The following is a 21,151-nucleotide window of genomic DNA, read 5'->3' on the forward strand; positions in this document are numbered from 1 at the left end:
ATATAGTACAATAGTCAAATTGTATTTAAGTGACTATGATTAATGTAGTCCTGAGACGTTACAGGTCTTCTACTTTATATCCAATTCCCCAAGCAACTTTCAGATACTTTGGTTCTTTTGGGTTGATTTCAATTTTTTCTCTTATGTGTCTAATATGAACCGCAACGATATTATCGACACCAAAAGAGGGTTCATTCCAAATCTGTTCATAGATTTCAGAGATTGAGAATACTTTACCTTTATTTTTTACTAATAATTTAAGAAGATTGTACTCAATAGGTGTTAATTTAATTAATTCGTTATCAACCCAAACTTCTTTCTTCTCGTCGTCGATAATTAATCCACCAGTTTGATACAGATTCTTGCTTTCAGGAATACTACCGAATTTGGTGTAGCGTCGTAATGCTGATTTTACACGAGCAGTTAATTCAAGAGGATTAAAAGGCTTTGTAATATAGTCATCAGCACCTAAATTAAGGCCAACAATCTTATCCGTATCTTCTGATTTGGCTGAGAGGAAGATAATTGGCATTGAGTTGTCCTCTTCACGTAATGCAATCATGGTATGAATACCATCAAGGATAGGCATCATGATATCCAGTAAGAGTAAGTGTATCTGTTCATTATGAATAATATCAAGTGCCTCTTTCCCATTATAGGCTTTTCGTACTTGATAACTTTCTTGTGTTAGGTATATTGCGATTGCGTCAACAATTGCAGAATCATCATCGCATACTAAAATTGTGTACATAAAAATCCTCCTATTAATTATAGTAGATATATAGTGAGCCCAAAAAGTAGCATTGTCACTTTTTGTAGTGTTAATTTTTCTTTCGTAAAGCACCTTCTTATATATGTTATACCATAAACAAAATATTTTGTAAGCTATTTTTTGTAGACAAGCAGAAAAGAAGTTTATCATGCTATTATTCTGTTTGCTGTTAATACCTGTAATTCATAAGATATGTAACAAACAGCTATTAGAGGATAACCGTTGAAAATACATAGAACATAATGTTGTTAAAGCTAAAGAGATTATAAGAAAATATTATAGTTAAAAAAAGGTAGTTAAAAAAAAGACAAATATAAATATTAAATAATTGATACATATGTAAAAATAATGGCAAAAAAATATAAAAAATAAGTAAAATTGATGAAAATCTGGTTTTTTCTCAAGAAAATAAATCAATATTAAGTATAACCTGTATTGATTTTGATGATAAGTGTGTTATAATATAGACAATACAACATCAAAAGTATTACATAATTTTAAGGAGGATATGCATAATGATGAGATTTACATTACCAAGAGATATGTATTATGGAAAAGGTTCATTGGAGCAACTTAAGAACTTAAAAGGTAAAAAGGCTATTATAGTTCTTGGTGGAGGATCAATGAGACGTTTTGGTTTCGTTGATAAAGTAGAAGCATATTTGAAAGAAGCTGGTATTGAAACACAATTATTTGAAAATGTAGAACCAGATCCTTCCGTTGAAACAGTTATGAAAGGTGCAGCACAGATGAGAGAATTTGAACCAGATTGGATCATCGCTATGGGTGGTGGATCACCAATCGATGCTGCGAAAGCTATGTGGGTATTTTATGAATATCCTGAGACAACCTTTGAAGAAATTATTCAACCTTTCTCATTCCCAGAATTAAGACAAAAAGCAAAATTCTTAGCAATTCCTTCAACATCAGGTACAGCTACAGAAGTAACAGCTTTCTCAGTAATTACAGATTATGCAAAAGGAATCAAATATCCTTTAGCAGACTTTAATATAACACCAGATGTTGCAATTGTTGATCCTGATTTAGCAGAAACAATGCCTCCTAAATTAGTAGCACATACAGGCATGGATGCTTTAACTCATGCAATTGAAGCATATGTATCTACATTAAATTCGCCATTCACAGATCCACTTGCAATCAAAGCAATACAAATGGTAATCGACTATCTTCCTAATTCATTTGGTGGGGATATGGAAGCAAGAGAACAGATGCATTATGCACAATGTCTTGCAGGCCAAGCATTCTCTAATGCATTACTTGGTATTGTTCACTCAATGGCACATAAAACAGGAGCTGCATTCTCAACTGGTCATATTCCACATGGTTGTGCCAATGCAATCTACCTTCCATATGTAATTAAATACAATGCAAAAGAAGCAGAAAACAGATATGCAGATATCGCTAGATCAATCGGAATCGTTGGAACAGATGCTGAATGTGTGAAAGCATTATGTGATAAAATTGATGAATACAATGCTAAATTAAGCATTCCTAAAACATTAAAAGAATTCGGTATTAATGAAGAAGAATTCAAACAAAAAATAGCAGAAATCTCTGTAAATGCTGTCGGTGATGCTTGTACGGGATCAAATCCAAGAACAATTACACCAGCTGAGATGGAACAATTATTTACTTGCATTTACTATGGTACAGAAGTTGATTTCTAAATCATAATAACTAAGGAGTTCTAGATCGCTTGATTTAGAACTCTGTTTTTTATAAATTAAAGAATTAAAGCGAAAAAGTAGTCATAAGTACTGGATTTTTGTTGAGTTATAAATTATAATCATTACTTAGGTAGAGCGATGATATCATCGACCCAACTGAATGGTTACAAATTAAGGAAATTATGTTGCGAAGAATAATGTAACTGCATAGTTCCCATCTAGATTATGAGATGTATGGAGGAAAGATATGTTTACAATACGTAAAAAGGAATTATTAGCGAATAATATCTATCTTATGGATATTGAAGCTCCACGTGTAGCAAAATCATGCCACCCTGGTCAATTCGTAATTGTTAAAATGGATGAAAAAGGAGAACGTATTCCGTTAACAATATGTGATTATGACAGAGAAGCTGGCACAGTAGCAATCGTATTTCAAGCTGTTGGTGAATCTACAAAGAGAATGGCTGATTATGAAGTTGGGGATACATTCAGAGACTTCTCAGGTCCTCTTGGTTGTAAATCAGAATTAATTGATGAAGATCCAGAAGAACTTAAGAAGAAAAGCATCCTGTTTGTAGCAGGTGGTGTTGGTACTGCACCAGTGTATCCACAGGTTAAATGGATGCATGAACAAGGATACAATGTAGATTGTATCATCGGTGCTCGAAACAAAGATTTAATCATTCTTGAAGAGGAAATGAAGAAAGTTGCTAGAAACGTATATGTAGCAACAGATGATGGTTCCTATGGCTTCAAGGGGAATGTTAATGATAAAATTAAAGACTTAGTTAATAATGAAGGCAAACATTATGATCATGTAATTGCTATTGGTCCGATTATCATGATGAAATTTGTATCAATATTAACAAAAGAACTTGGAATCCCTACAACTGTAAGTATGAATCCAATCATGGTAGATGGCACTGGTATGTGTGGCGCTTGTCGTTTAACTGTTGGTGGTGAAGTTAAATTTGCTTGTGTAGATGGCCCTGAATTCGATGGACACCTTGTTGATTTTGATGAGTCAATGAAGAGACAACAGATGTACAAGACACAAGAAGGAAGAGAAATACTGAAAGAAAAAGAAGGAGCTACTCATAAGAATGGTGGTTGTGGATGTGGAGGTAACGACTAATGGATATGTTAACTAGAATCCCAGTTAGAGAACAAGACCCTAAAGTTCGTGCTAAGAATTTTGAAGAAGTATGTCTTGGATATAATCAAGAAGAAGCTCAGATCGAAGCGACTAGATGTTTAAAATGTAAGAACGCAAAATGTATAACAGGATGTCCTGTATCAATTGATATTCCAGGATTTATTAGAGAAGTTGAAGCTGGTAACATTGAAGAAGCTTATCATGTAATTAGCCAATATTCAGCTCTTCCTGCTGTATGTGGTCGTGTTTGTCCACAGGAATCACAATGCGAAGAAAGATGTATTCGTGGTATCAAAGGTGAACCAGTATCAATTGGTAAGTTAGAGCGTTTTGTTGCTGACTGGGCAAGAGAGAATGGAATTCAACCAAAAGCTGCCGAAGTGAAAAACGGTAAGAAAGTTGCTGTAATCGGTTCAGGTCCTGCGGGACTTACATGTGCAGGAGATCTTGCAAAACTCGGTTATGATGTAACAATCTTTGAAGCACTTCATGAAGCAGGTGGTGTATTAACTTATGGTATACCAGAGTTTCGTTTACCAAAAGACACTGTAGTACAATCTGAAATTGAGAATGTAAAAGTTCTAGGTGTTAAAATTGAAACAAATGTTGTTATTGGTAAATCAACAACAGTTGATGAATTATTAGAAGATGAGGGATTTGACGCAGTTTTCATTGGTTCAGGTGCTGGTCTTCCTAAATTCATGGGTATTCCAGGAGAGAATGCAAATGGTGTATTCTCAGCGAACGAATATTTAACTCGTAACAATCTTATGAAGGCATTTGACGTATCATATGATACTCCAATCGTAGCTGGTAAGAAAGTTGCTGTAGTTGGTGGTGGTAATGTAGCTATGGATGCTGCAAGAACTGCATTAAGACTTGGTGCTGAAGTACATATTGTGTACAGAAGAAGTGAGTCTGAACTTCCAGCTAGAGTAGAAGAAGTTCACCATGCAAAAGAAGAAGGAATTATCTTTGATTTACTTACTAATCCAAAAGAAATCTTAGTTGATGAAAAGGGTTGGGTTAAAGGTATGACTTGCGTTAAGATGGATCTTGGTGAACCAGATGCATCTGGTAGAAGAAGACCAGTAGAAGTTCCTGGTTCAGAATTCGAACTTGAACTTGATACCGTTATCATGTCTCTTGGTACTAGTCCAAATCCATTGATTTCTTCAACAACTCATGGATTAGACATTAACAAATACAAATGTATCATAGCAGATGAAGAAAAAGGACAGACTTCAAAAGAAGGCGTTTACGCTGGTGGAGATGCTGTTACTGGTGCTGCAACAGTTATCCTTGCAATGGGAGCTGGTAAAGCTGCTGCAAAGGGAATTGACGAGTATTTAACTAATAAATAATTTATATCATTGATGATACTATATGCACCCCACTAGAAACCTAAATATAAGGTTTCTAGTGGGGTGTTTTTTGCATATCATTCTTCATCTGATAGAAAACTAAAAAAAGTAGACCTAATAAAAAATTACATACCTGTAATCAAACCCTGTAGTTCTTATAATTAATAATAGAACTGGATAAATAGTGAGCTTAGAAGGTAGGAGGCTAGAAGGTATGTTATCATATCAATTTACAGACAATAAGGGAACGTTTCGAGTAATAGATCCAGAGAATACAAGTTATCTCTATTTTCCTATTGCCAACGAAACAGGAATGAAAAGTTCAGTAACACCACTACTGGGTGGAGATTGTAAGATGGATCAGAATAGTTTTGTGTTACAACCTGTTAGTAGTGAGGATTTACATAGCAATAAGGTAAGCAGGAATTTCTGGTGTGATATAGAAGGAAAAGGTATATGGTCAGCAACGGGAATGTCAATGCATCAGTTAAGTAACCAATTAACACAGAAGAAAGAGAAAACATTACTTGATGCAGGTATGTTGTATCATACTATGTATCGAGTTTCAGATGAATATGGGATAGGTTCTAAGATTCTTTCTTTTGTTCCTATTGAAGATAACGTAGAGATTATGAGGGTGGATATACGCAATATTAGCAACGAAAACCTTGAGTTTACAGCTACAGCTGCAATACCTATATATGGTAGATCAGCAGACAACATCAGAGACCATCGCCATGTTACCTCATTACTCCATCGTATCGAGACAAGAGAGTATGGAGTGTACGTTAAACCAACATTTTCATTTGATGAAAGAGGTCATCAGAAGAATGAAATGACCTATTATGTGGCAGGTTGTACAGGAGAAGGTAACAAACCAGAAGGATTTTATCCAGTAGTAGAAGAGTATATCGGTGAAGGTGGGGATTTCCTAAGACCTACAGCGATTTTGAATAAACATCAAGTAGTGAAAAAGGATTGCAGTCTGAGTGGATACGAGGCAATGGGAGCTATTCAATTCGAGAGTATGATATTAAGGCCACAAGAGGAATGCAGCTTCATCGTATTAATTGGTTTAGATAAAGACTCAGACTCAATTCAGGAAGTTATTAAGAGATATGATACAGTAGCTAAAGTAGAAAAAGCATACAATGAGATGCAAAGACATTGGGATAAGAAGAAAAATGTAAGTATTCAAACAGGAGATTCTAAGTTCAATAATTTTATGCAGTGGGTTAGTTTTCAACCGATTCTAAGACGAATCTATGGTTGCTCCTTCCTACCTCATCACGATTATGGGAAAGGGGGAAGAGGTTGGAGAGATTTGTGGCAAGACTGCCTAGCCCTTACTTTAATGGATCCAAGTGGTGTTAGAGAAGCGATATGTAACAATTATGCTGGTGTAAGAATGGATGGAAGCAATGCAACGATCATAGGAGAAAACCCGGGAGAATTCATCGCAGATAGAAACAATATAACAAGAGTGTGGATGGATCATGGGTTCTGGCCACTAGTTACTACGGATTTGTATATTCAACAAACCGGAGATTTATCAATTCTATTAGAGAAGGTAACATATTTTAAGGATAAACAAATCGAGCGTGGAGAAGCTATTGATTCCAATTGGCATAGTTTTGATAGTAAACGCATGATGACGGAAGCTGGAAAGGTCTATGAAGGCAGTGTTCTAGAACATATCTTACTTGAGAATCTAACCGCATTTTACGATGTAGGAGACCATAACCATATGCGGCTTAGAGGAGCAGACTGGAATGATGCATTAGATATGGCTAATGAAAGAGGAGAAAGTGTTGCATTCACTGCAGCCTATGCAGGAAACTTTGACACGTTGACAAGATTGTGTAAGCAGCTAATAGTAACTGGCATTGATGAAGTGGAGATAGCAGAAGAGATACTAATATTGCTTAAGCAAGATGTAGAATTATATGAAAGTGTGACACAGAAGAAGTCTTTGTTAAAAGAGTATTGTGAAGGAAGTAGTAAGAGAATATCAGGTAAGTTAAGAAGAGTCTCCCTTGATGAATTAATGAACAACTTGAAACAAAAAGCAGAATGGATCAAGCAACATATAAGGGATAACGAGTGGATTGAAGAAAATCAAACAGAGACGGTTAACCAAGGTTGGTTTAATGGCTATTATGATAACTCTGGCGAGAAAGTGGAAGGCCTTTTTGAACAAGGAATTCGAATGATGTTAACGAGCCAAGTTTTCGCAATTATGTCGGGTACAGCTACATCAGAACAGGTGAAAATGATGACAACTGCCGCGGATGCATATCTGTACAAGGCTGAGGTTGGCGGATATCGCTTGAATACCGATTTTAAAGAATTAAAACTAAACTTAGGCAGAATGTTTGGGTTTGCATATGGTCATAAAGAGAATGGTGCTGTATTTTCACATATGACAGTGATGTATGCCAATGCCTTATACAAAAGGGGGTTTGTTAAAGAAGGTTATAAAGCAATCGAGACCCTTTATAGACAAGTTTCTAATGCCGAAGTGAGTAAGATATATCCGGGTATACCAGAATATTTTAATGATAAAGGAAGAGGTATGTATCATTATCTAACGGGTGCAGCAAGTTGGCTTATGTTAACAGTAGTTACCCAGATGTTTGGTGTAAGAGGATTAGGTGGAGACTTATTAATAGAACCTAAATTATTGAAAGAGCAGTTTAATCACACAAATACAGCTAGTATATCTACAATATTCGCAGAACATAACTTAGAGGTTATCCTTGTTAATGAAGCAGACAGAGAATATGGAGAATATCAAGTGGCTGAGGTATATGTGAATGATAAGCTAATCGTTGAAAAAGACAAGGTAGTAATTAACAAAGAGTATTGTATGTGTAAGAAAGAGTATATACAAAGCTTGGTTAAGGAGATGAATCAGCAGATAAAGGTGATTCTCCGTTAAAGATTATGGCGGTATTTGAAAAGGAGACAGAATATGTTAGGACACAGTATATTAGATGAAAATAAACGTTATAGAATTGATAACTATGGAAAGAAAACCACATTCGCTAGTTTCCTACCTGGTATTAGTGGTAGGAATGGGATTCCGATTTGGTGTTATTATGTAAATCGTGGCCAAGGTGTAACGAGTTTTGGAGTGGATTGTAAAGACCAAGCTATTATGGAATTCTTCCCTGCACATCAAGCTTATCAGAATGTCAAAACGCAAGGATTTCGTACGTTTATTAAGAAAAATGGTTGTTACTTTGAGCCGTTTAAAGCTGATTACCAAAACACCACTATGGCGATTGGTATGAATGAGTTAGAAGTCAACCATTACGATGAGTCACACCAGATTGAAACAAGTGTGACATATTATACCTTACCAGGTGAAAAAGTTGGTGCCTTAGTTCGTAAAGTGAGCATCAAGAATGTGTCTGATGAGGAATGTATGATTGAAGTATTAGACGGTATGCCTGCTGTAATTCCGTATGGTGTAAATATGGGATCTATGAAAGAGATGGGACAGACAACAAAGGCATGGATGCAAGTCGAAGATGTGGATACAAAGACACCGTACTTTCGAGTTCGAGTTAGTATGGAGGATACTGCTAGTGTGCAAGGTGTTGAAGGTGGAAACTTTGCACATGCGATCAATGATCTAGGTGAAGAACTTGTAACAATTGTTGATCCAGCGGTTGTATTTGATTATGATACAGGCCTTGATGCGGCAGTAGGGCTTCTTAGTGGGTCCATAGATGAACTTACTAAGAAGAAACAAGTAACACAGAATAACTTACCGTGCTGTTTCTTTGCGGAGAAAAGAACGGTAAAGGCTGGGGAAGAGATTTGTTTATATGAACTATTTGGTCAAGTTGAGAATAAAGCAATCCTTAGTACTTGTAAGGAAAAATGGTTCCAACCGCAATTTTATGTTGAAAAGCAATTAGAGGGTAATGCTCTAATTGATGAGATATGTAATTCAATTGAAACAAAGACAGGAAATGAATTGTTTGATGAATACTGTAAACAGACGTATCTTGATAATGTTCTGCGTGGAGGTTATCCAATTGAGTTAGCGAAAAACAAAATATTTTATTTATATTCTAGAAAACACGGAGATATAGAAAGAGATTACAATTATTTTCGTATGTTACCTGAATACTATTCACAAGGAAATGGTAATTTCCGTGATGTGAATCAGAATCGTCGTGAAGATGTACGTTTTCAACCGTATGTGAAGGAAGCGAATATAAGAACTTTCTATAATATGATTCAAATTGACGGTTATAATCCCTTATCGGTAGAAAAGGTTAGCTATACCTTAGAAGGTCAGCAAGTAGAGAAGATAATAAGAATTGTACCAGAAGCAAGTAGGCTTAAACTATTAAAACTTCTAGGAAGCAAGTTTACTCCAGGGCAACTATTTATGACGTTAGAAGATTGCAATTGGAAGGATGAGGTGCAGGAGAAGGAATTTGTTGAGATGGTGCTTCAACAAGCAAATGGAGAGACATCCGGTTCGTTTGGAGAAGGGTATTGGAGTGATCATTGGACGTATAACCTAGATCTTGTGGAGGAATATCTTCATATATATCCAGAGAATGAGAAAGAGCTTTTGTTTGAAGATTCTAGTTATACATATTTTGAAACTAGAGTTACACTCTTACCAAGAAAGAAACGTTATGTAAAGACAGACAATGGAATCAGGCAATATAACTTCCTTGATAAAGCAAGAAAGAAAGACTGTGAGAATGATAAGTTAAGAAGTGCTTACGGGAAAGGCGAAGTTGTAACAGGTAATTTAATGGAGAAGATTTTACTGCTCAGTACCTTAAAATATGCTACACTAGACCCTTATGGAATGGGAATCGAGATGGAAGGTGGAAAACCAGGTTGGTATGATGCGCTTAACGGGTTACCGGGTATATTCGGTTCCTCCATGGCAGAGACCTATGAGCTTGCTAGAATGTTAAAGTTTGCTATCGAGAAACTATCTTCCTATCGTCAATCGGTAATTGTATTCAGTGAATTAGCGGAATTAATGGAAGCGTTAGAGGGGATCACAAATCAGTTGGTTGCGAAGTTCGATGAGAATACGCAGGAAGCTAGCAATCAGCAATTAGATTTTTGGAATGCAAGTAATGACTATAAAGAACTTTATAGAGAAAAGACTGTGTTCGGTGTATCTGGAGAAAAAAGAGCGCTATCCAATGGCTACTTAGTGAATCTTTTAGAAAAGTGGTTATCAGTAGTGGAACGAGGTATTAAAAAGGCTATTGAATATGGTGACGGTTTATGTCCAACCTACTTTAGTTATAAGGTAACAAAATATAGTGAAGAAGCTGATATGGTTATTCCAGAGAAATTTGAAGTTGAAAGAATGCCTTATTTTTTAGAAGGCCCAGTCAGGTATATGAAGATTGTGAATGAAGATGACGAAAAGAAATCTCTATATCGCAAAGTGAAGGAAAGTAATCTGTATGATAGGAAACTATCTATGTATAAGGTAAATACATCCTTACAGGAGGCATCTTATGAGATTGGACGTTGTAAAGCGTTCACACCTGGTTGGTTAGAGAATGAATCTATATGGCTTCACATGGAATACAAGTACCTGTTAGAACTTCTTAAAGCTGGATTATATTCTGAGTTCTTCGAAGATTTCCATAATGCATGTGTACCTTTCCTTGATTATGAGATGTATGGAAGAAGTGTCTTGGAGAACTCATCTTTCTTAGCTAGTAGTGCAAATCCTAACGAAGCAATTCATGGGAAAGGCTTTGTAGCAAGACTAAGTGGTTCAACAGCTGAATTCCTTAACATGTGGCAGATCATGATGTTTGGAGAGACACCATTCATTCTAAGAGATGGAGAACTAATAATGCAGTTATTACCTGTTATTCCAAGTTATCTATTATCAGAAGAATGTAAAGTAGAAGCTATGTTATTTGGTAAAACGAAGGTGTGCTATAACGTCGAGGACAAGATGGATGTAATACCGGGAAGATATAATGTTCAAACAGTGCTTGTTGAGTGGAATGATGGAACAAAAACATCGTTTGAAGAGGGTGTCATAACAGGAGACTCAGCAATTAGAATAAGAAATGGTGAAGCAGTAGAGATTAAGTGCATGATTGGAGGAATAAAGTAGATGAAGATTACATCAATAACAACAAATTATAGTGAAGATAGGTTTTTAGAAACAACCAGCGTGGTACAGGGAATGGAAGTTGGCTGTATGAATGTTGTGAATCTGTATCCAGATGTTATGTATCAAAAAATCCGTGGATTTGGTGGTGCATTCACAGAATCTGCTGGATACACACTTTCAAAACTAAGTAAAGAGAAACAAAAAGAAATCGCAGAAGCGTATTTTGGTGAAAGTGGAATTGGTTATACTATAGGAAGAACTCATATTAACAGTTGCGATTTCTCTCTTGGTAATTATGCTTATGTAGAAGATCCAGAGGATAAAAACTTGGAAACCTTTACGAGAGAAAGAGACCAATTGTATATTGTACCATTCATTCGCTTAGCACAACAAGTTACAACGCAGAAGATTGAATTTCTTGCATCACCATGGAGCCCACCAGCTTTCATGAAGACCAATGGGGAGATGAATCATGGAGGAAAATTAAAAGAAGAGTATAGGAAGTTATGGGCTGAGTATATCTGTCGATATATTAAGGATTGCCTTGAAGATGATATTCCAGTAACGATGATTACGGTACAGAATGAGCCTGAAGCGACACAAGAATGGGACTCTTGTCGCTACAGTGCTGAGGAAGAGATGGAATTTGTACGTGACTACTTAGGTCCTATTATGGAGGAACAAGGTCTTGGTGATGTTAAAATCTATATCTGGGATCATAATAAAGAAGTTATGTATGAACGTGCCCAAGATATCTTGAAGGATGAGAAGGCAGCCCAGTACATTGCTGGAGTTGGATTCCACTGGTACACAGGAGATCATTTTGAAGCAGTTAGTCTTGTGAGAGAGCAATATCCAGATAAGGAGTTACTATTCACAGAAGGTTGTGTGGAATACAGTCGATTCATGGATTCCAATGATGTTTATAAGGCGGAAATGTATGCACACGATATCCTTGGAAACCTTAATGCCGGTATGAATGGATATATAGATTGGAATTTAGTACTAGATGAAAAAGGTGGACCAAACCATGTAAATAACCTTTGTGCTGCACCAATTATGTGCGATTGCAACGAAGGTACTTATGAAAAGAGACTTGCTTATTACTATGTAGGGCATTTTAGTAAGTATATCCGCGGGGGTGCTAGAAGAATTGCAGTGACGAAATATACAGAACAAATTGAAGTGACAGCATTCATGAATCCAGAGGGAGAGAAAGTTGTTGTTCTATTAAACAAGCAGGATAGAGATATACCAGTAGTGTTAAGAGAATATGGAATAGGTACAGAATTGACTGTAAAAGGTCATAGTATTGTTACACTAATAATCGAGGAAAACTAAGTCGATTTAGGTAAAATATTGAATCAACTCGTTCCATACTCTAATTGGGGCGAGTTGAATTAAAACACATGAGAGTAGATAGAGCGGGTAGAAGGTTGAAAGAAAACAAATCGAATGAAAGGGCATGGTTATTAAGATGAAAAGAAAAAGTTTTATCTGTATATGCATAGTTTCAATTTTGCTGATTTTAGGAATTGTCATAGCCTGCTTTACAAGACGTGATATTAACTATGATCCAACGACTACGGTAGTAGTAACCATAGATAAAGAGAAAATCTATCTAGATGAAGTTATGTATCATCTGACATTATCCAAGATGCAAGGACAGCTATATGCATCATTTATGAATGATACGGATTATATGAATCGTGATTATGGAGATGGTAGAACCATAGGAGAAGTTATGAAACAAGAGTCAATGGATAATGCCATTCGTTACGAACTTTTGTACCAACAAGCGATTCAAGAGGGATATGATTTGACAGATGAAGAAATCATTGATAGTAAGAAACGAACAGAGAACATACTTATAACAATTCCAGAAGAAGATAGAAAGAACACTGGACTAACAGAAGATAAATTAGTTCTTATACAAGAGAAGATCGCGTTAGCAACGAGGTATTATCAAACCATGTACAAGGATGTTGATTTAACCGACAAAAACGTATATGAACAATTGAAAGATGGACACCAAATTACGATACAAAAGAAAGTATGGAATTCGGTTAAGTTCTAATTTACCTTCCTAAAAAAATGACACCTAAATAAAAATAGTGTCATTAACTACAAAATCAATACCAGTTATAATTAAGGTATAAAAAGGACGGAGGGATGAACATGGCAGATACAGCTGTGACAACAAAAAAACCGAAGAAAATTAAATATAGGAATAAGTCTAGTTTTTACAAACAATTAGCAAATCAAAAATATCTTCAGGTAATGGCACTTCTAGGAGTTGCTTGGATGTTGATTTTTAACTACATTCCAATGGGAGGTATCGTAATTGCTTTTAAGAAATTTAAAATTACAAGAACAATTGCTGAAGCACCATGGGTTGGATTACAATACTTTAAAGAATTTTTTATGGATGATAATTTCTTAAATATCATGCAGAACACATTAGGAATCAGTTTGTTGAAACTGATTATTGGATTTCCGTTACCAATTATTTTTGCATTGCTGTTAAATGAAATCAGAAATGTAAAATTCAAAAAGATAGCACAAACCATTTCCTATTTACCACACTTCCTTTCTTGGGTTGTACTTGGTGGTATCATGGTAACTTGGCTATCAAAAACAGGTGTTATTAATGATTTTCTAGTAGCTTCACACATAATAAAAGAACCTATCTCATTCCTTGGAGATGCAAAATACTTCTGGGGATTATCCGTAATATCGGATAGTTGGAAGGAACTAGGGTGGTCAGCAATTATCTATCTGGCAGCAATTGCTGGAGTAGATCAACAGATGTATGAGGCAGCAACCGTAGATGGAGCAACAAAACTTCAAAAGATTTTCAAAATTACGTTACCATCTATTACAGGAACAATTGCATTAATGCTTATTTTACAGGTTTCAGGGTTACTAAATTCAAACTTTGACCAAGTATTAATTCTTAAAAACCAGATTAACGTATCAAGAAGTCAGGTTATTGATACTTATGTATATCAAGTAGGTATGACTATGGGTAAATATTCTTATGCAACGGCAGTCGGACTCTTTAAATCGGTAATTGCTTTGCTATTACTTGTCATTGCGAATAAAACAAGTAAAAAATGCTTGGGCAGATCATTATACTAGGAGGGATTCGATGAAGACAAAAAGAAAAATTAAGCGTTCCCGTGGAACCGTAATATTTGATACATTTAATGTAATATTTATGTTGTTAATCTGTTTTGTATGTTTATATCCAATTTGGTATGTAGTTGTGAATTCGCTTAACGATGCAACAGATGCGCTTCAAGGCGGAATCTATTGGTGGCCTAGAAAATTCTCCTTAGCGAATTATAAGAGTGTATTTTCTAATGGAAGTGTTTTGCAAGCTTTTAAAGTGACTATAGGTAAGACGTTAATTGGTACTACGCTTAATGTTTTGTTTACTGCGATGGTTGCTTACCCATTATCAAAAGATAGATTGATTGGTAGAAAGTACTATATGGCAATTGGAACACTTACGATGTTCTTCTCAGGTGGTTTGATACCAACGTTCCTATTGTTTAAACAATTAAACTTATTAAACAATTTCTTGGTTTACATAATACCTGCAGCTTTCAATTTCTTTAACTTATTAATCTTTATTAACTTCTTTAAAGAAATACCTGCAGCCTTAGAGGAGTCAGCCAAGATCGATGGTGCAAATGACTTAACAATTTTCCGTAAAATTATTATTCCATTATCAAAGCCCGTATTTGCTACAATTGCACTATTCGCAGGTGTAGGTCAATGGAACGATTATTTTGGTGGTTTGATGTATATGACCAATCGTACAGACTTAGAACCAATTCAGACATTTTTGTATAGACTAGTTGCACAGGTTCAATCTTCCCAGATGGCGGGAAATATATCGGTACAAGTTCAAACTTCAGATACAACTTCAACATCTATAAAACTAGCCGCAATGGTTATCACTACTTTGCCTATCTGCTGTGTCTATCCATTCTTACAAAAATATTTTGTTAAAGGTATGATGGTAGGAGCAGTTAAGGAATAAATCATAATGTATTAAAGGGAGGAAACGCTATGAAAAAGCAGTTCAAAAAGGGTATTGCATTGTTACTTGCAGCAACGATGATGTTCTCTGTTGTTGGTTGTAGCAGTAAGAAAGAAAAGAACAATAATACAAAAGAAACCCAAAATTCTGTAGAAGATACGGAAGCAACAGATGGAACAGAATCAACTGATGCAACACAATCAGGTGAAGTAACTCCAGGTTGGCAACAGAATGCTGACAAAAAAGTAGATTTTACTTGGTATATTAATTTCTCATGGTTCACCACTCCATGGGGAGAGAATTTAGTATCTAAGAAAATCACAGAAGAAACAGGATGTAATATTGAATTTATCGTACCAGCTGGTAACGAAGCTGAGAAATTAAACTCATTAATCGCATCGGATACATTACCAGATATCTTAACACTTGGTTGGTATGAAGGTCAAGTTAACCAGATGATTGAAGATGGTATGGTATATGCATTAGATGAATTAGCTAACGAATATGATCCATACTGGTTTGAAGTAGCTGATGAAGGTCGTGTTGGCTGGTTTACACAAGAAGATGGACATATCTATGGATATCCAAACTCTTCATTCTCTCCACAAGATTATGAAAAGTATGATAACATCTCTTCGAACCAAACTTTCTTAGTAAAGAAAGATATCTATGAAGCAATTGGAAGCCCTGATATGACTACTCCAGAAGGATTCAAAGCAGCAGTTAAGGCAGCTGCAGAAAAATTCCCAGAAGTTAATGGTCAACCATTAATCCCAATTGGAGCTCATGAGTTCGGTACAACTGGAAATGTTTCATTTGATCAATACTTAAGTAACTTCTTAGCAATTCCATATGAAAAAGACGGACAATACTATGATCGTTATACAGATCCAGAATTGGTTCGTTGGTTAAAAACATTCCGTGAACTTGGTTCAGAAGGATATCTAGCTGATGATATCTTCATCGACAAGAGAGCACAGATGGAAGAAAAGATCGCTCAAGGACGTTATTTCTGTATGTTATATCAAAGAACTGATTTACAAGACCAAGAAAAAATCTTATATGCAAACGATCCAAACAGTGTATATATTGCAGTTGATGGACCTAAGAATTCAAACAATGATGACTATACATTACCAGGTACTGGTATCAATGGTTGGTGTTTAAATATGATTTCTAAGAATTGTAAGAATCCAGATCGTGCAATTCAATTATTCTCATATTTCATGAGTGAACATGGACAACATATGACTTGGTTAGGTGTTGAAGGTGAAACTTGGGATTATGATGCAAACGGTGTTGAGAAGATGCACGATGATGTAAAAGAATTATGTAATACAGATCGTTCTGCTTATGATAAGCAATACGGTGCTGATTCAACTTACTGGATGTTCCAAGATAACGCTATGTCATTAAAATGGGCAGAACCTACTCCAGAACCACTTGGACAAATGGAACGTTGGACATTCCCATATGTTATGACAACTTCTCAATATGATATATCATTACAAGCTGATTCAGAAGAAGCAGATATCAAATCTAAGATTGATAATGAATGGGGTGTTGTATTACCACAATTATTATTAGCAAAATCTGAAGAAGACTTTGATAAGATTTGGAATTCATTCCTCGAAAAGAGAAAAGGCTATGGTCTTGATACAATGATTGAAAAGCAAACAGAATTAATGAATGCTGCAAAAGCAAAATTAGGAGTTAATTAATTGTAAACTCTTTTGATGTATTAGTTATAGAACTTTGAATATACGAATTAAAATGTAATTAACTTAATATCTTAATTTTAGGGCTGTAGCAAATAGTTATGTTTTGTAGCAGCCCTAATTTACACTTATGATTTAGAGTACCAGATTTGGAGGAGTTTATGATGAAACCGAGGATAAGGAATGAAAAGGATAAAAACAACAAAGTTAACCAAAAGCGAAAAGTGAATAAAGAGGTTGGTAATAAATTAAACAGTGTAAGAGTTAAATTGATTACCGCTTTTTTTATACCCGTGCTATGTATTGTTTTACTTGGAATGGTTACTTATCAGAAAGCCTCAAAGGGTTTGATTAATAACTTTGAGTCCTCTAGTCTGAGTACCATTCGAATGATGGCTGATTATTTCCAAGTAGGATTTGATACTGCCATGGCAAAATCAACACAAATTAATACGAATGAAAGTGTAAAAGCCTACTATTCAGGAGAATATAAAGGGAACACAGTTGAAGAATTGAAGGCTTATAAACAAGTACAGAATGCGATAGAGTCCAATACCTTAGGGGATCAGGTAGTGGAGAATATTACTATATTTGGGGAATATGGTTCCAGTGTTTCTGTTAAAGGAACTGCACCACAGTCCTTATATAGTACCTTTAGCGATTCTAAGGAAGGAAAAGAGTTTCTGGAGGCGAAGGAAAAAAGCAGGTGGAGTGGATATCATACATATATGGACCAAGTTATGCAACAAGACGGAGAAAACTATGGTATTGTCTTTAGTAAGTATTTATACAATAAAAACAATAAGAAGATGGGGATAATATCAATAGATATAAAAAAGGAATTTATATACAATGCGTTGCAAAATACAGAGTTTGGTGAGGGGAGCATCGTCGGTTTTATTACCTCCGATGGTAAAGAGATATTGTGTGGCAGTAATGAAGGATTTCAATTGAAGGAGCAATCCTTTTATCAAGAAAATCCGATCCTTTCTTTAGAAAAGGAAAATAGCAATAGTGAATCGCTTGAAACAGTAAGTAATAGAGAAGTAGTACATAAGTATGTGGAATTAAAAGATAAAACTTATCTTTATCAATATATTAATCTACCAGAACAAAAAGCAGCAGTTTATGCTCTTATTCCAAAAGAATTAATTACAAAAGAAGCAGATGAAATGCGATTAATTACGGTTGTTATTGTAATCGTGGCTTCTTTCATTGCAACTATAATTGGAACTATACTAGCTTCTGGTTTTAGTAATTCCATTCGTAAAATGAATACTAGTTTAAAACGGCTAGAAGAAGGGGATCTTACAGCAACGGTATCGCTGAGAAGAAAAGATGAATTTCAATTACTTTCTAAAGGAATTAAAAATATGGCGTTGGGAATGAAAAATCTGATTGTTCAGATGACTGATGTTAGTCAGAATGTCCTTAATAATGCCACTACAGTATCCAGTAATACAGAAGATATGTTGGAGAAATCTCGATATATTGCGAAAAATGTGACAGATATTGAACATGCTATAGCACAACAAGCAGAGGAAGCTATGAACTGTTTCCATCAGATGACAAACCTATCGGAACACATAGAGAGGGTAGCAGATAATGCCTATGGTATAGGTCAGGTAGTTACAGGTACGAAAGGACAAGTAGAGGAAGGCATGGTTATTGTTGATGATTTGTCAAGATGTGCTGATGATACAGCAGTGATAACGAAACAGGTTATAGAAGATATTCAGGTCTTGCATGCAAAAACAACAGCCATTAACGAGATATTGCAAACGATTAATGAGTTATCCGATCTGACGAACTTGCTATCATTAAATGCTTCAATTGAAGCAGCAAGAGCAGGAGAAGCAGGAAAAGGTTTCTCAGTTGTAGCCGATGAGATTCGTAAATTGTCAGCACAGTCGAAAAATGCGGCGACAGAAATCGAAACAATTATTTGTGAAATATCCGATCAAGCGAGAGAAACGGTTGACACAGCAATGCAAGCAGAGAGTATTGTTAATAGACAAGGAGATACCTTGAATCAAACCGTATCTGTGTTCCGGGGAATCGAAAGGTATGTTGAACAACTTACATCAAACCTTGCGGTAATAACGAATGGAATTAATACAATACAAAAAAATAAAGAAGATACACTAATAGCAGTTGAGAGTATATCTGCTACGACGCAACAAACTTCAGCAGCAACCGGTGAACTTAGCAATGCTATGGACAGCCAAATAGTATCAGCTAAAAACTTAAGTCAAATCGCTGTAAGGTTAAGTGATGATGCACATAATCTCGAAAGTACTGTATCTGTTTTTGTTATAAAATGACGAAAATGTATTGGCTGCGTTAATGTAGTATGATAGAATATAACTATTAAAGAACAGGTAGGACGATAACCAACTACTTAGAGGTATCGGTATAAATACAAGATGAAGCAGGAAGAGTGATGGAATATGAGTAGAATTAGACATTGTTGGACGAATAATCTAAAAATAACAGAGAAGATCTCTTTAACTGTCTTTTGTTTTGCATTTATACCTATTCTGCTTCTGTTTCTAGTCATCATTATGAATCTAGATGAAAAAGAAACAAATGATAGAATATATTTGGCGAAATCTTCAGTGAATCAAATCCATGCGAATGTGCAAAAGACAGTAGAGCTTTGCAATGTATCAACACAAGTATTTATAAATAATGGAAACTTAACAAATTATCTAGAACGAGTTCATTCTGGAGAAAAGATTTTGGTTGAAGATATGATTCGTTTTAGTAGAGAAGATATTGTTAGTATGGAGCGGTTGGTTAATAGTAATCCGTATCTATACCAGATTCACGTGTATGTAGATAATGATTCTATGTTAGAGATGATACCTATCATATATCGTAAAAGTAGAATGAAAAATACACAGATGATAGCGGATGAGAACTTACAATATTCTTGGTTATATGATTATACCGATGATTTGTTTCAGTTTTCATCAAATCCAACGGAACATGTTATGTCACTAACAACTAAGATGCCTAGTTATGCCTATGGCAATCTGGGATATGTAGAAGTAGCTGTAAAGATGGAAGATGTATTTACTGGACTCTTTGATAATAATGAGGCAAAATGGACTTGTTTTGTAGATCAGGCAAAAAATCGATATTATGATAAGGCTGAAGATAATAGATGGATTACTATGGTGGAAGATATTATGTCAGTAGCATCAGATACAGACCAAGAGATTAGTAAAAAGGTTAAGCTACAAGGAGAGAATATGCTTATAACTACCAAGAATATCCCGGAACTTGGTGGAAGTTATATTGAGGTAATTTCTTTGGATAAGTTTGGTACTACTTTAGCTAAGATGAGTTGGTTGTATCTATTAATCTTGCTAGGAATTATGGTGTTACTAATTGGTGTTATTCATTTGGTTGTTAAGACTATGGTAAAGCGTTTCTATATGCTGTTTGGGACATTAAAAGAAGTACAGGGAGGAAATCTTAATGTAGAAGTACCTGATTGTGGTACAGATGAATTAGGTGAATTGGCAAACCAGATAGGCATCATGTTAGAGAAGATTCGAGTTCTTATAAAAGACAATTTGGATCGTGAAATCCTTGCTAAGAATTCCGAGATTCGAGCATTACAAAATCAAATCAATGCACATTTTATCTACAATGTACTAGAATCGGTTAAGATGATGGCGGAGATTGAAGAAAAGTATGAAATAGCAGATGCGGTGACCTCCCTAGGAATTATGTTACGTTATAGCATGAAAGGACTTGCAAAGAATGTTTCAGTAAGACAAGAGATTGAATATATTCAAAACTATATTGCATTAATGAATCTAAGGTTTGATTATGAAATCTATCTGTCACTTAATATTCCAGAAGCATTATGGGACCAAGAGATTCCTAAGATGTCATTACAACCAATTGTGGAGAACGCAATCAGTCATGGGATTGAAGATATTGCAGAAGATACGAATATCTACATTAAAGGCATTGTAATGAGACAGGATTTCATCATTGAAATAACAGACCAAGGAAAAGGTATGACAGAAGATGAGGTCAAACGCTTACGAGAAAAGATTGATGAAGATATTGAAGTAAGTGGAGGAACTGGGTCTGGTATTGGATTGAAAAATGTGCAGGATCGTATCCAGATTCACTTTGGAAAAGAATATGGAATTCAGGTTTCTTCTAGGTATGGTTGTTACACGAAGGTTTCTATGAGGTTACCTTTTGATACAAACGTTTAGATGTCAAATATGAGAGGGTAGA

Annotated in this window: 13 protein-coding genes; 12 read left to right on the top strand and 1 reads right to left on the bottom strand. The window is 35.4% G+C overall.

The window, feature by feature from the left end:
• Nucleotides 1-58: 58 nt before the first annotated feature.
• Nucleotides 59-751 (bottom strand): response regulator transcription factor, encoded by a 693-nt coding sequence (locus BUB90_RS10855; protein WP_073287554.1) that lies wholly within the window; start codon nucleotides 749-751, stop codon nucleotides 59-61.
• 536 nt (nucleotides 752-1,287) lie between these two features.
• Here BUB90_RS10855 and BUB90_RS10860 point away from each other — a divergent pair.
• The 12 genes from BUB90_RS10860 to BUB90_RS10915 all read left to right on the top strand — a co-directional run bounded on the left by BUB90_RS10860 (nucleotide 1,288) and on the right by BUB90_RS10915 (nucleotide 21,129).
• Nucleotides 1,288-2,460 (top strand): iron-containing alcohol dehydrogenase, encoded by a 1,173-nt coding sequence (locus BUB90_RS10860; protein WP_073287557.1) that lies wholly within the window; start codon nucleotides 1,288-1,290, stop codon nucleotides 2,458-2,460.
• A gap of 247 nt (nucleotides 2,461-2,707) precedes the next feature.
• Nucleotides 2,708-3,598: a sulfide/dihydroorotate dehydrogenase-like FAD/NAD-binding protein gene (locus tag BUB90_RS10865; RefSeq protein ID WP_073287560.1), complete on the top strand. Its 891-nt coding sequence runs from the start codon at nucleotides 2,708-2,710 to the stop codon at nucleotides 3,596-3,598.
• The gene (gltA, locus tag BUB90_RS10870) at nucleotides 3,598-4,983 is read left to right on the top strand and encodes an NADPH-dependent glutamate synthase (RefSeq protein WP_073287563.1); all 1,386 of its coding nucleotides are present in this window, start codon (nucleotides 3,598-3,600) and stop codon (nucleotides 4,981-4,983) included. The genes BUB90_RS10865 and gltA overlap by 1 nt, the downstream gene beginning before the upstream one ends.
• 214 nt (nucleotides 4,984-5,197) lie before the next feature.
• Nucleotides 5,198-7,924 carry a GH36-type glycosyl hydrolase domain-containing protein gene (locus BUB90_RS10875; protein ID WP_073287566.1) on the top strand — a complete coding sequence of 909 codons (2,727 nt, stop codon included), beginning with the start codon at nucleotides 5,198-5,200 and terminating at the stop codon, nucleotides 7,922-7,924.
• A 33-nt stretch (nucleotides 7,925-7,957) separates the two neighbouring features.
• The gene (locus BUB90_RS10880) at nucleotides 7,958-11,116 is read left to right on the top strand and encodes a hypothetical protein (RefSeq protein WP_073287569.1); all 3,159 of its coding nucleotides are present in this window, start codon (nucleotides 7,958-7,960) and stop codon (nucleotides 11,114-11,116) included.
• Complete coding sequence (locus BUB90_RS10885; protein ID WP_073287574.1) at nucleotides 11,117-12,457, top strand: glycoside hydrolase family 30 protein; 1,341 nt, start codon at nucleotides 11,117-11,119, stop codon at nucleotides 12,455-12,457.
• A 136-nt stretch (nucleotides 12,458-12,593) separates the two neighbouring features.
• Nucleotides 12,594-13,193 carry a SurA N-terminal domain-containing protein gene (locus BUB90_RS10890; RefSeq protein WP_139241745.1) on the top strand — a complete coding sequence of 200 codons (600 nt, stop codon included), beginning with the start codon at nucleotides 12,594-12,596 and terminating at the stop codon, nucleotides 13,191-13,193.
• Between the two features lie 101 nt (nucleotides 13,194-13,294).
• Nucleotides 13,295-14,257: an ABC transporter permease gene (locus BUB90_RS10895; protein WP_073287590.1), complete on the top strand. Its 963-nt coding sequence runs from the start codon at nucleotides 13,295-13,297 to the stop codon at nucleotides 14,255-14,257.
• 10 nt (nucleotides 14,258-14,267) lie between these two features.
• Entirely contained in the window at nucleotides 14,268-15,167 is a 900-nt protein-coding gene (locus BUB90_RS10900) for a carbohydrate ABC transporter permease (protein ID WP_073287593.1), read from the top strand.
• Nucleotides 15,168-15,196: 29 nt separating this feature from the next.
• Nucleotides 15,197-16,888 (top strand): type 2 periplasmic-binding domain-containing protein, encoded by a 1,692-nt coding sequence (locus tag BUB90_RS10905; protein ID WP_073287595.1) that lies wholly within the window; start codon nucleotides 15,197-15,199, stop codon nucleotides 16,886-16,888.
• 158 nt (nucleotides 16,889-17,046) lie between these two features.
• Nucleotides 17,047-19,209, top strand: coding sequence for a methyl-accepting chemotaxis protein (locus BUB90_RS10910; protein ID WP_073287596.1), 2,163 nt, complete (start codon nucleotides 17,047-17,049; stop codon nucleotides 19,207-19,209).
• Nucleotides 19,210-19,335: 126 nt separating this feature from the next.
• On the top strand, nucleotides 19,336-21,129 hold the full coding sequence (locus BUB90_RS10915) for a sensor histidine kinase (RefSeq protein WP_073287597.1): 1,794 nt from the start codon (nucleotides 19,336-19,338) through the stop codon (nucleotides 21,127-21,129).
• Nucleotides 21,130-21,151 lie beyond the last annotated feature (22 nt).

This window comes from Anaerosporobacter mobilis DSM 15930, from assembly GCF_900142955.1.
Taxonomy (GTDB): domain Bacteria; phylum Bacillota; class Clostridia; order Lachnospirales; family Lachnospiraceae; genus Anaerosporobacter; species Anaerosporobacter mobilis.

Excerpts from the sequence above, each read along its gene's own strand:
- BUB90_RS10900 (WP_073287593.1), top strand. The coding sequence starts at position 14,268 with ATGAAGACAAAAAGAAAAATTAAGCGTTCCCGTGGAACCGTAATATTT.
- BUB90_RS10885 (WP_073287574.1), top strand. The coding sequence starts at position 11,117 with ATGAAGATTACATCAATAACAACAAATTATAGTGAAGATAGGTTTTTA.
- BUB90_RS10865 (WP_073287560.1), top strand. The coding sequence starts at position 2,708 with ATGTTTACAATACGTAAAAAGGAATTATTAGCGAATAATATCTATCTT.
- BUB90_RS10905 (WP_073287595.1), top strand. The coding sequence starts at position 15,197 with ATGAAAAAGCAGTTCAAAAAGGGTATTGCATTGTTACTTGCAGCAACG.
- BUB90_RS10910 (WP_073287596.1), top strand. The coding sequence starts at position 17,047 with ATGATGAAACCGAGGATAAGGAATGAAAAGGATAAAAACAACAAAGTT.
- BUB90_RS10875 (WP_073287566.1), top strand. The coding sequence starts at position 5,198 with ATGTTATCATATCAATTTACAGACAATAAGGGAACGTTTCGAGTAATA.
- BUB90_RS10890 (WP_139241745.1), top strand. The coding sequence starts at position 12,594 with ATGAAAAGAAAAAGTTTTATCTGTATATGCATAGTTTCAATTTTGCTG.
- BUB90_RS10915 (WP_073287597.1), top strand. The coding sequence starts at position 19,336 with ATGAGTAGAATTAGACATTGTTGGACGAATAATCTAAAAATAACAGAG.
- BUB90_RS10860 (WP_073287557.1), top strand. The coding sequence starts at position 1,288 with ATGATGAGATTTACATTACCAAGAGATATGTATTATGGAAAAGGTTCA.
- BUB90_RS10855 (WP_073287554.1), bottom strand. The coding sequence starts at position 751 with ATGTACACAATTTTAGTATGCGATGATGATTCTGCAATTGTTGACGCA.
- gltA (WP_073287563.1), top strand. The coding sequence starts at position 3,598 with ATGGATATGTTAACTAGAATCCCAGTTAGAGAACAAGACCCTAAAGTT.
- BUB90_RS10895 (WP_073287590.1), top strand. The coding sequence starts at position 13,295 with ATGGCAGATACAGCTGTGACAACAAAAAAACCGAAGAAAATTAAATAT.
- BUB90_RS10880 (WP_073287569.1), top strand. The coding sequence starts at position 7,958 with ATGTTAGGACACAGTATATTAGATGAAAATAAACGTTATAGAATTGAT.